At 68.5% G+C, this 13427-nt stretch carries 1 protein-coding gene (running past one end of the window); it reads left to right on the plus strand.

The window, feature by feature from the left end; all coding sequences use genetic code 11:
• Positions 1-13427, plus strand: the 5' portion of a protein-coding gene (locus tag F5544_RS05415; RefSeq protein ID WP_167472154.1) for a GntR family transcriptional regulator. Its footprint extends 15943 nt past the window's final position; only the first 13427 of its 29370 coding nucleotides appear in the window; it begins with the start codon at positions 1-3; its stop codon lies beyond the right edge, outside the window.

Genomic DNA, 13427 nt, shown 5'->3' on the forward strand with positions numbered 1-13427 from the left:
ATGGGATTACCTGTACCCGGTTGGCTACAGCCGACCGTCGACATCCTCGGCATGACGACGCCCGATCAGTCGCCATGGGAATTCGACACCGATGCGGCAGCTGCGCTCGCCGACGCGTTCTCGAGTCATGGCGACGCCCTGAACGAGCACATCAGCGATATCCAGTCCGTGATCCGCATGCTCGGTGCGATCTACGAGGGTGATGGCGGTAGCAAGGCCCAGCAGGCGCTGGACAAGCTGAATCAGGCGCTGCCGTCCTTCCAGGACGCGGTCGGCAAGACATCCCAGTACGCGGGTGAGCACTCGAAAACCGTCACCCGCGACGAGTTGATGGAGTTGATGTTCGCGGGCCAGACGGCCGCGGAGATCATCATGCTGATCGCTCAGGCGATCGCTACCGCGCCATGGGGCGGCCTGCTGGCGTTGCCCGAAGAGCAGGCCATCGTCTATGCCATCGGACGGGGATTGTTCCAGGCCGAACGCTGGGGCATGATGCGGATCCTCACCGAGCTCGCCGAGAAGTGGACCGAGGGCCTGGTCAAGAAGCTCGCGCTGCAGGGATTCAAGGCGGGTGCGCTGAAGTTCGGTACTCGCGCACTGGCCGGCGCCGCGCAGGCCGCGTGGCAGGGTGCGCTGTTCAGCGTGATCGCCAATAACCTCGCCGGTATACACGACTGGAAATACGTTGGGGAACAAGCGCTTGCGTGGAGCGCGGGCGGGACGCTCAGCCATCCGGTTGGCCAGCTCTTCAACGACCTCACCAAGGGTAAGAACGTTCCGTTCAAGCGCATCCTCGCCGGGATAATCGGCGGCGAGGCCGGTGCGGTCGCGATGACCGGGTACAACCTGGCGACCGGCGGGGCGTTCGATTGGAAGACCTTCGGGTACATGGCGGCGCTCGGCGGTGCGGGCGGCGCTCGGCAGCACCTGAAGGAGGTGGCGCAGAACCGCAGGAACGGTGGTTCCGCGAATACGAACAGTTCCCGAGGCGGGCCGCAAGGTGGAGCCAACTTCAAGTCGCCCGGCGAGTTGAAGACCGAAAAGCCGACCCAACCCTCGTCGGCGACCGGTACCGTATCCCCGCCGCAGACCGGGCAGGGCGCCGCGGAGGCAGGCGGCAATGCGAAGTCCGGTTCGAACACCAATGGTTCGAGCAGTACGCCGGGCGGCACTTCGGGGCGGCAGGGGTCCGAAGGTGGGCAGTCCGGGTCTTCGCAAGGGACGCAGGGTAATTCTGCTGGACAAGGTACTGGCGGCCAGCCGAGTGTGAACGGCGGGCAGTCGGGTGCCAATGCCGGGCACCACGGTTCCGAGGGCGGTCAGTCCGGGGCTTCGCAAGGAGCGCAGGGTAATTCGGCTGGACAAGGTACTGGCGGCCAGCCGGGTGTGAACGGCGGTCAGCCGGGTGCCAATGCCGGGCACCACGGTTCCGAGGGTGGGGTGCAGGCCGGTAACGGCCAGTCCGGTGTGGGTTCCGGTGCCGCGACACAGGCCGGAACCGGTTCCGGTGCAGGGCAATCCGGTGGATCAGCGCCGCGGGCCGGGGTGCCGGGCGGTGCCACCGGAGATAACGCCGGGACGCGCGGCGGGCAATCGGGCAATGGCGTGACGTACGGCCAGAGCGGCCAAGGCGATGTTGTATCCGGACACACCGAATCGCCTGTCGGGGAAGGCAGGTCGACCGACGGTGCGCCGCAGCAGTCGACCGGCGTCGCCGGAGCGGATTCGTCCGGCGGTCCGGCGTCCCGCGCCTCCGCCCCGGCCGGAGCCGCCGACGCGACGGCGAAATCCGGTGGGACACTTGGTGATAACGCCGCACCCCGAGCCGGTGACGCGACCGCACCGCGAGCGGGCGACGCGGCGGCGTCGCAGACCGGCGGAACCGCCGTCATCGACGGGACCGGCGCGCCGTCGCCGGTCGCCGGGAACAACGCGGGAGGCGATGCGCCGCTGGCGGGCCGCGCCAATGCCGCACCCACCGGAACCGGTTCGGAACTACGTCCGGGCGTCGACGCACGACCGACCAATTCCCCTGCGCCACAGGCGAATGCGACGGCGCGGCCGGAGGAGGCCGGTGCGGCGGCGCGCGGCGGAACCGAATCAACCGCCGGTGCGCGGCCCGATGCGGGGCGTGCCAATGTGCCGGCCGGCGAGGGTGGCGCCCGGCCGGACGCGGCCCGCCCCGGCGAAACCGGTGGCCGCTCCGCCGCGCCGACGGGTGAGGGCAGCGGGCGCTCCGAAACCGGTCGTGCGGCGGCGTCCGGCGACAGCGGCGGCCGATCCGAGGCGAACGGCCGTGGGGTGCAGGCGGGTTCGCGTCCCGAAGCGGTTGGTCGTCCCAACGCCGCCGGGGGCGAGAACGGTGGACGTTCGGAGGCGAGCGGCCGTGGCGGCGCGGCAGCGGGTGAGGCCGGTGGGCGGCCTGACGCGAACGGTCGTGGCGCGGTGCAAGCGGGTGCGCGTCCCGAACCGGTTGGTCGCCAGGAGGAGGGCGCGGGACGTCCAGAGCAGAGTGGCCGTGGTGGAACATCTTCCGGTGAGGCCGGTGGGCGCTCCGACGCGAACGGCCGCACCGCGGGTTCGCGTTCCGAATCATCTGGTCGTCCCGGTGCGGGACTTCCGGAAACAGGCGATCGGTCAGGTGCCGCAGCGGGCGAGGGCGGCGGATATCCCGAGGCGGACGGCAATACCGGAGCACCGGCGGGCGACGCCGAAAACCGTACTGTTTCCGCGACGAAAACTGATGCCGACATCCAGCGTGCGCTCGGCGAGAGCCGTGCACTCGGAGGACTCGGCGGCCGTGCGGGAATCCGCCCCGACCCCGAGGGCCACACTCCACCCGATGCCAGCCATCCGACCGAAACCCCGGAGCGCCCAACCGATCCCAGTGCGGACATCGGCGACGCTCCGACCGCGAACGACAACCCGGTCGGCGAAAGCACCCGCCTCGGCGACGAATCCGCACCGGAGCCCGTGCGCGCCGACGACTCCGCCCCGACACCGGGCGACCAGGCGTCGGTCGGTGAAAACGCGCGCCTCGGCGGCGAATCCGAATCGGAGCCAACGCCTACCGGGGATGCATCCGAATCGACACCGTCCGAACAGGGCTTGGAGGTCGGAAGCACCCGCCCTGACGGATCCGCACCGGAGCCCGTGCGTGCCGAAGATTCTGCGTCGCCTCCGGAGCGCAATGCTGTGGGTGGTGAACCCGAACCGGAGCATCGGCGCGTCGATGATTCCGCGCCGGAGCCGGTGCGGGGTGGGCACGACTCGAACGGCGAGAACGCCGACTCCACGAATGGACCCGGGCATCGGCGGGCCGAAGATTCCGGGCCGGTGGTCGACCAGACCGGGCGCGACTCGGGTGATGAGGTCCGTCCTGGTGCGGAATCCGGGCATGCGCTGGGCGATGAATCCGTCCCGGTGCCGGGAGAGGTCGGCCCTGCGGTCGACGAAAGTGCGCGTCCTGCAAGTGAATCCGAGCACGGGCGGGTCGAGGATGCCGCGCGAGGGGACGAACCGGGACGGCAGCATCCGGATGCGCAGCAGGAGGAGGGCCGGGAGCATGCGGCCGATGGTGATCCGACGGGCGAGGCGCGGGAGCATCCGGACGCCGAGCCAGGTGCGGATGCACCCGACCCGCAGGCGCGGGCCGAGGCCGAAGCGCGTTGTGCTGCGGTAGAAGCGGAGGCTGAGCGACAGCGGGGGGAGGCGCAGGCCCGAGCCGCCGCGGTGCAGGAAGAGGTCAAGGACGCGCGGGCCGAGGTCGAAGAGGCACGCAAGGCCGCGGAGAAAGCGGAGGACGTGCGGAAGGCGGCGGAGGAGGTCGCCGTGGTCGCCGAGGCCGAGCACGCGGTGGCCGAGGGCGAGTACCTGAGCGCGGAAGAGCGCCGGGTCGACGCGGCACAGGATCATGCCGACGCGGCGGCGGAGTACGCGGACGCGGTGGAACGGCGGACCGCCGCGAACGAGGCCGGACTCGCCGCGATGGATGAGCGGTTGGATGCCGAGGCCGAACACGCCGCCGCACAGCGCGAACGCGCGGAGGCCAAGAGCGACGCCGAAATCGCTGCGGCGGACCGGCGGCTCGTCGATGCGGCGGCCCGGATCGACGCGGCGGATCGGCGGCTGGCCGAGACGGCGCGGGACGGGAACACCGCAGAGGGGGATGTGGCCGCGGCGGAGGCCAAGATGGCCAGAGCCAGAGCGGATCTGGCCAGGACCGAAAACGATGCCGCGGCCGCGGCGGCGCATCTCACCGCCGCCGAAGCATTCTTGGCGGTCGCGGAGGCTCGATCGGCCATGGTGGAAGCACACGTCGCGCTCGCGCACGCCGAGCTGGCGGGACTCCGGGACGCCTTCGCCGAGGTCGCGCGCAAGCGGGCGGAGGTGCTGCACGAGGTGAGCAACGACCTGATCGCCGCATTGGAAGAGGCGGGTAAGGCGCGCGACGCGGCGGCGGACGCCGGACTGCTCGACAAGGAGCAGGCGGGGTTGGACGCGGCCAAGGAGCGTCAGAAGGCCGCGGAGATCGCGGGCAGGATAACCCACGATTACTACACATCGCGGTCGGAACCGGACGTTCCGGACGATATCCGAATTACCGACGAGGACCGCGTGACCACGGCGGACCTCGCCGCACTGATGCGGGGTGGGTCCGAGGCCGACGCCATGGCGGCCATCATCGAGGCCATTCGCCGCGGCGACAAGAACCACAACGTCATGTGGTGGACGCAGGTGATGGGCACACTGGCGATGCGCGAAGGCCCGATCGATATGGCCGCGGGCGAGGGAAAATCGTTGGTGTTCGTGGCCAGTTCCGCGTTGGACGCGGCGAGAAATGGTTCGGTGCACAATTACACGACCCGTGAGACCTTGGCGGACCGTGAATTCAAAAAGTTCAGCAAAATTTTGGAGAAGTACGGATTCGATATCGTTCGGATGCGGTCGGAGGGAAAGTATCCGGAACCGGTGGAGGGTAGGGCGACGATTTATGTCGGAACCCAGAACGATGCCGGTTTCGGACATCTCAACGACAATGACGTGCCGGACTCCGGCCAGCAGGGCAGCAGGAAGGGGCGCGCCAAATTCGACGAAATCGACGAGTTGCTTCGTTGGGCGCAATCCATCTTCATCAAGTCCGAAGGGGTGAGCGAACCGGCGCCTCCGCATATCGAAAGCCAGGTGCTCGGGGCAAAAGAATTTCTGGAAAAAGAGCTGGCTGCGGGCCGGTTGACCTCCGCAGATTTCAATCACAAGCCGGGGCAGATCGGCGGCGACGCGCGATTGACCCGGCAGGGCAGGGCTGCGATCGAGGAAATCCTGGGTCGCAAATTGACCAAGGAGGAATTGAAACGATTGAATATGGAGGCCGTGGCCAGGTGGGTGTACCGCGAAAACGACCACTACCAGATCGGGTGGCGTGATCCAAAGGTCAGGGCGGTCCAGAGCGCACTCAGAGATGCGGTGGACGAGCACCGTATGGGCAGGCAGGATTTCGAAAGCAATGCCGATCAGAACGGTCGGCTCGCGCTGACGGACGAGGGCCGCCGCAAAGTGGAGGAGGGCCTCGGACGGGAATTGACGCCCGAGGAGCTGGAACGGTGGGGCACCGCCGCCGGAACAAAGTGGGGCAAGCTGAAAGGCGATATGGTCTTCATTATCGACCAGACCTCCCACAAGGTGATGTTCGATTCGAAGACCTCCAGTGAAAGCCGCTGGAACGGTGGACTTGCGCAGGCCATCGAGGCCAAACACGGCCTCCAGATCCGCGACGATCCGAGCAGTAACAGGAGTATCACCTCACAGAAACTGTTCTCGTCGGATCGCTACGAGAGCCTTACCGGCGCCTCCGGTACCGCGAAGGGGTCGGAACAGTTCATGCGCGACAACTACGGCATGAAACCGGTCGTTCAGATCCCTCGGTACAACGATTTGAATCTGAAGGTGGAGGATCGGTTCGCGGAGAACCAAGAGGCGAAGCTGCGGCAGATGGCCGACTATATCGCCGAACACCAACGGGCCGGTGAGGCCCAGATGGCGGTCATGAACCGCAACAGTGAGGTCGCGGAGCTGTCGGCGCTGCTGGACGAACTCGGCGTGGAACACGTCGCGGTCGATGCGAGCTTTTTCATCGAACACGGCGACTCGGTCGACGCCAGGCTCGAGAAAATCTTCGAGGAGGCGGGCAAATCGGGCAAGGTTGTGGTCATCAACCGTCAGGGCGGCCGCGGTGTCGACGTCACCGTCAGTCCCGAGGTCGAGGCCAAAGGCGGCCTGCGCGTACTGATTTCGAGTCATTCGGAAAATCGCGACGAGGACATCCAGGTCGAGAACCGCACCGCGCGCGGCGGCAAGCAGGGTAAGGCGGTGTACTTCAACTCGCCGGATGATGCGCTGTACAAACGACTTGCGGACAATCCGTTGATCGAGCACGCGGTGGTCCAATATGTCGGCGACGTCAACGCGCACGACGCGAACCCGACCCCGGAGACGAAGGGCCGGGCCGAGACCGCGGTGGAGCAGCTACGCAAACTGATCGGCCTCGGGCAGAGCCGATTCGCGCGTGCCGCGAATATCCCGGCCCCCACCGCGACGCACGAGCCCAACGCGCCACCGGAAACCGACGAGACCGATAAGCGCGCTCCGCCCGACCCGAACTTCCTGAAACCGCTGCATCCGCCTCCGCAGAGTCAGGGGGCCAACGGCTCCCAACCTGTGTCGTCGAACACCGGCGTGCCGTCCGGGAACGGGTCGACCAGCACCGCTCTCGGCGCGAATCCGCAAGGTGCGCAGGGTGTTCCGCGGCTCAATACACCGCAGACATCGGCGCCCGGAACGACATCCGCGACCCCATCGGGGAATACCGCGTCCCCAGGCACGACGCCCGAGCCGACGAATGGTGCTGCGCCATCGGATACGGCTGCACCATCGAGCACCAGCGCGCCGTCGAGTGCAGCCACGCCGCCGCACACCGCCGCGCCATCGGGTACTACCGCGCCGTCGAGTACCGCAGTGCCGACGAATATTTCCGTCCCGTCGAACACCAGCGTCCCGTCGAGCGCCGACTTCGCCGTCGACACCGACGGCAATCCGGGGCTGACCGGTGTCGGCACCGGCGCCGTACACGCGCCCGGCGGCCCGAACCCGTGGACCCTCCACGCTTTCGATCCGGAAGACCCCACCGCGCCACACAGCGCCGGTTACCGCCCGAACACCCCATCCACCGAATCCGGCACCCCGACATCGGAATCCAACGCGACGTCGCAGCGTCAGAACGGCCTGCCGATCCCCGGCTCCGAAACAGCAACTCCGCAGCCGGAATCCGTTGGCGAACCGCTCACCGACCGCCAGCCCCGGATGGAGAACCCGGACGAATCCAATAATCAACCGCGACAAGGTGCTTCGGCGGGTGCCGGAACACCTGATGCGAACCGGGCCGGAACAACGCTCGCCGTGGACGTCGTACCGCTCGCGGAACTCACCCCGATCCGTACCGATAGTGGCTTCGGCACGGATGATCTCGGTCCGCGCAAGGTCGAGATTCTGCGGATGATCGCATCGGGGCGGTCCGATCTGGAGATCGCGCGCCGGTTGGGGCTGCGCCTGGATACGGTGAAGACCCACGTCAAACAGATTTTCAAGCTGTTGCGGGTCGGGGATCGGACCTTGGCCGTTGTGGAGGCACTGCGGCTGGGCATCCTCACCGAGGATGAGCTCGCCGGGCCGTATGGCGAAGCGCCGGGCGATGATGTGCGCGAGCTGTCGGATCGGGAAAAGCAGATCCTGGTGCTGGTCGCGCACGGCTGGTCGAATCGCGCTATCGCCACGGCGCTGGGACTTTCCTGGAAGACGGTGACGCAACACCTGCGGCGGGTCAATGCGGTGCTGGGCACCGTCAATCGGACCCAGGCGGTGGCGTCGGCGATTTCCTGGGGAATTCTCGACCGGCGGGCCGTCGCCATCGAGCCTTTCATGCGACTGCTCGAGGTCGCCGATCCCGGGCTGTGGCTGACCGCGGGACGAACCGCGGATGCGCTGTATGACGCTGTGCGGCAGGCGATTCGAATCGGTCTGCTGCCCGTCGGCGCGCGATTGCCGACGGAGCCCACGCTCGGTAACCATCCGCTCCTGGCGCAGGAAACGGTGCAGCGCGTCTTCGACAGGTTGCGGGACGAGGGCTACCTGAGCCGCGGCGAATCCAGGGCGACGGTCGCGGGTGTAGAGAGGTGGCCGACCGATACGGCGGATTCGAGGGTCTCGCTCACCCGGCTGTTGGAGCTGTTCGGCACCGAATCACCCAGCGCGCCACAGCAAAACCGCGCCCTCGCGCGGTTGCGCGATGCGTTGCGTGCCGCGATTCGCGCGGGCGAGCTGCAGCCTGGCTGGCGGCTGCCGACGCTGCGGGAACTGAATGCCGATCCCGCCCTGTCGCGCTACGGGTTGCGCCGCGTCTTCAAGGACCTGAGCGACGAGGGGTATCTGATCTCGGGTCGCAGGATCGGCACCGTGGTGTCGAACCCGGAGCGATGGCCGGAATCCGTTGCACCAGAAGCAGATCCGGGGACCGGCGACAAGTTCACCCCCGCCCGCCTGCTGGCGATCCTCGGCGCCGAACCCGGCGAATTCGAGGCACGGCTGGGCACCGGCCGACCGCTGGAGTTGCTGCGCACCGCGCTGCGGGACGCGATCCGCGGCGGTCGATTGCCGGTCGGTGCACAGTTGCCGACAGTCCGCGAGCTCAGCGGTCGATTGGGTATTTCGCCGGGTGTCGTCGAACGCGCATACGACCGACTGCGGGTCGAAGGCTATCTGTCCCGGAGCCGAGGGCCGGGAGGCACCACCGTGGCCCGGTCCGACCAATGGCCGGAGGTGCCCGAGCAGCTCACCCCGGCTCAGGTCTTGGCCACCCTCGGTATCGAGGCGCACGAGGTCGAATCACGCACTGGCCAAGCGGCGTTGCTCGCGGCGCTGCGTGGGGCGCTCGGGCGCGGCGCCCTCGCACCGGGTGTGGTGCTGCCGCGGCCGGTCGATTTCGCCGATAGGGTGGGGATATCCGCGGCGAAAGTGCGGGCGGTCTATCGGGACCTGCGCGCCGCCGGATATCTGCGAGAGCAGGGCGGCGTCGGCACCCTGGTGGCGGATACGGCCCGCCGGCAGGGTCGGCGACCCGCGGCTAGCGCGAATATCTTTGTACGCCCGGTGATTTCGCCGGACGATCTGTTGCGGACGCTCGGCATTGCGCAATCGGACGCCGCCGCACCGGTCGATTGGCGAATGCTGATGGACCGGTTGCGCGATGCGATTCGCACCGGACGACTGGCCGTCGACGACGTATTGCCGCCCGCGCGGGCCTTTGCCGGGTCCACGGTAGTGTCGTCGGCCGGTGTCGAGCGGGCCTATGGACAGCTGCGGTCCGAGGGGTACCTGGTACGGCTGCGCAGCGTCGGTACCAAGGTGGCGAACCCGGCCGGTGATTCGTCCCGGCGGCGCAAACCCGGTGCGCTGCCGAATGTTCCAACTCGCGGCCGGAACGGATTTGTGCCCGGGCCGATCAACGCATTCGATTCGCCCGATCGGGCGGTGTCCGGCGAATGGGCGCCTACTGCGGCCGACGCGTTCGAGCGGCCCGGGTCCGCGCGGGCATCGGAACCTGCCGCCGGGGCGCGGCCCGACGCCGCCGTGCCATCGAACGGTCGATCGCGGGCCGCGTCGGCGGATGCGGTGGCGCGCGCGGCCGCCGCCTCCGGCACTGCCGCGCCGATGGCCCCGATTCAGCTCGAAAATGGTTCCCCCGTCGCGGATCTCGGTTCGCGCCGGGTCGAGATCCTGCGGCTGCTCGGGCAGGGACTGTCCGTCGGGCAGATCGCGCGCCGGTTGGGAATGACCACGAACGCCGCCAAGGTCGAGGTCCGTCAGGCGCTGCGCCTGCTGCGGGTCGAGGATCGGACCGCGGCGGTGGTGGAGGCGCTGCGGCTCGGCGTCATCACCGAGGACCAGCTCGCCGAGGCGTACGGGGACGCGCCCGCGATGCGCGAGCTGACGCACCGGGAAACGCAGATCCTGACCTTGGTCGCGCACGGTTGGTCGAATGCGGAGATCGCGGCGGGGCTGCGGCTGTCCCGGCTGACGGTGCGCAAGCAGCTCGAGCGGATCAACAGACTGTTCGGCACCGCCAATCGAACCCAGGCGGTGGTATCGGCGCTCGTTTGGGGAATTCTCGACCGGCGGGCGGTCGCGTCCGAGCCCTTCATCCGGCTGCTCCGCGCCGCGGATCCCGGGCTGACCTTCACTGTCGGCCGGACCGCCGACTCGCTGTATCACGCTGTGCGCGAGGCGATTCGGCTCGGTCTGCTACCGACCGGCGCGCAGTTGCCATCGGAGCAGGAGGTGAGCGGCCATCCGCTGCTGACGTTGGCGACGGTGCGCGGCGTCTTCGCCAAACTGCGTCGTGAGGGCTATCTGGACGGCAGCAGCCGGTCCGGGTCGACGGTGGCGCCGCCTGAGCGGTGGTCGACCACCGCGCCCGCGCTGCCGGAGATCCCGCTCGCGAAGGTGCTGGAGCTGTTCGGCGGGTCCGGATCCAACCTTTCCGCCGCACGAGTGCGCGATGCGCTGCGCACCGCGATCCGCTCGAACTATCTGCCGCCCGGTACCCCCCTGCCCACGGGCCACGATCAGGGCGACCATCCGGTGCTGTCGCCCTCCGCGTTGCGGCGCATCTACGAGGAGCTGCATGCCGAGGGTTATCTGCGTGTCGGCCGACGGGGCGCCGTGGTGGCCGGCTCGGAGCTCTGGCCGAAATCTGCTGTGCCCGAGGCCGATTCCGGCCCGGCGGAAAGGCTGACCGCCGCCCGGCTGCTGGCGTTGCTCGGCGCCGGATCGGCCGATTTCGAGACGCGGTTGCGGACCGGTCGAACGCTGGAGGTGCTGCGGACGGCGCTGCGCGAGGCGGTTCGCGAGGGCCGGTTGCCGGTGGGCGCGCAATTGCCGTCGGTCCGGGAACTCGGCGCTCGTCTGGGTATTTCGACGGGCTTCGTCAAGGGCGCCTATGCCTCGGTGCGGTTCGAGGGATATTTGACCCGCGGCGCCGGTTCGGCGGGCGCGGCGGTGGCCCGATCGGAGGACTGGCCGCGCGCGGTCAGTCAGCAGCCGACCGCGCCCGTGCCGAAGATCGGTGAACCCGTTGCCCAGCCGGTGATTTCGGACTCGTCCGGCACCGACGGACCGGTGGACGGGCTCGCCGATTACCAGCTGCCCAGCGCCGAACAACTCACTGATTCGGCTGCGCCGCACGGCTGTTGGCAGTACGCGATCCAGGCGGCCGAGCAATTCGGCTACCACAACCTCGATTTCGACATGTTGCGCGAGCACGGCGAACGCTGGCTGCTGCAGGGCGTGCCGACGGACGAGTTCGCGAAATTCGTTCGCGCCGACTGGCAACCGTTCGAATCGCTCGATGAAATGATCGGCCATGTCCGCGAGCACGGCGGCATGATCTTCGGCGCGCTGGTCGCCAACGGCCGCACGGGGTTCTCGCACCTGTTCGTCGTGCATCGGGACAACGCGGGCCGTCCAGTGGTCTCGGAGCAGGTCGGCACCGAGGTCAGAGAGAATATTCCTGAGCAGCAATGGCTGTCGGCGCAGCAAGAGCGTGAGCTGCAGCCGTCCGGAATCGTCATCCGAGCCGCTAAGACCGCCGTGCACCCGCTCGCGCCCGGACAGGAACCGCGCTCGGTGGCCGGTGTCGATCGCTCGGCGTTGCCGCTCGGCGCCCGTGCCGAGGAATCCGGGCTCGCGCCCCGGCTGCGCGAGCTGCACTCCGCGATGCGTACCGCGCGTGCCGACGAATTGCGCACGCGCGCAACGGCTCTCGAACGCCGTGCGGAGGCGGATGCGGCGGCCGCGGCCCACAAGCGCAAACAGGCGCGCCGTCTCGGTCTGCAAGCGGACCGGCTGGACGCCAAGGTGGCGGAGGCCGCCGAACACGTGGAACAGCTGCGCGCTCAGGCCGTCGCGCTGCGCCGCGCCGCGAACGAGCGGACACAGCAGCGGCTGCAGGACGGCATCCAGCAGCTGCGAAACCGGTTGGCCGCGCAGCTGGACGATCCGGATCTGGTGGACGCCCTGCGCACCGACCTCGCCTTGCTCGACCGCGCCGACGCCGCGGCCTATGAGCTGGCGCAGGTGCGGTTGGCGCAGGCAGGTTTGGCGGATCTGGCGCGGCAGATTGAGCGCGGCCGGGCCGGGGTGCGCGAGCTGGCCGACGCGATCGAGGCCGCCGAGCAGGAAGCGTCGGACCTACCGGAGGCCGAGCGGTTGGCGGGGTTGCGCGCCGCCGCGTTGGAGCTGATCGAGGCCGATCAAGCGGTGTTCATGCTCGAGAAGGCGCACCGGGAGCTGACCGAAGCCCTCGAGCAGACCGGCCCATTGGCCGACCGGGAAGCGGCGCTGACTCGGGAGGTCGAGGCGGCGACGCAGGCGCGGGAGCGGTTGGCCGAGCAGTTCGGCGTCTCCCATCCGATGGAGTTGACGGCCGGTAACCGTGGCGCGTTGTCGCCGGGTGGGCAGCGGGTTCGGGCGCTGCGGGCCGTGATCGAGCAATGGAAGGCGCTCGAGACCGAATCGGATCGGTTGGCGCAGCGTCGTGCTGCGTTGCAGGCGATCGATGATCTCGGGTTGTTCCCGATCGCGGCTCGGGTTGGTGTGGAACCGGCGGCGGATGGTTCGACGACCTTCCCGAATCGGCGAGTGGTGGTGGTCGGCACCGAGGCGGAAACCACCGGTTACCGGCAGGCGTTGCAGCGGGTGCTGGCTCCGGGTGCCGACGTGAATCTCATTCTGGGGCTTGCGAAGTCGGACACGATCCCGATGGATGTGGAGTTCGTCCGGTACACGGTGGACGAGCAGGGGCGGCCGACCGGACTCCAGCCGCTGGCCTCGACGGATGCGGTGACGACCAGCAAGGTCGGCCCGCAGTGGGAGCCGGCCAAGCATGCGCGGTCGTGGGAGAAGGAGAAGTGGACGGCCGTCCTCGGGCCGTACTCGCTGTCGTATGGCGCGGTGCCCTATTTCGATGATGTCACCGCGATAAATCACCGTTTCAAGCCGGGCGAAACCATCGAAACCGTTTTCCCGCAACAGCTTCCGCAGACCAAGCCACAGTTCGTTGTGCCGGAGGGTGTGAACGCCTACCACTCCGATCTCGGTAAGAACGTCGTATCGGCTCGGATGCTCAGCGTCGCGATGGCCGCGCGGGTTCCCAATCACCCGTGGGTGGCGGAGTTCGTGCAGAACCGGGAATGGTTGGGTCGCGGCATCTTGCGCCTCACCCAACGGTGGTTGCCCGCGAATACCGAGCACGGACGGGCGGTCCGGCCCACGATGTCCTCGGCGTTCATCAACGGACATCCGCGCCTGGCGTTCGC

Source organism: Nocardia arthritidis (assembly GCF_011801145.1).
Lineage (GTDB): Bacteria > Actinomycetota > Actinomycetes > Mycobacteriales > Mycobacteriaceae > Nocardia > Nocardia arthritidis_A.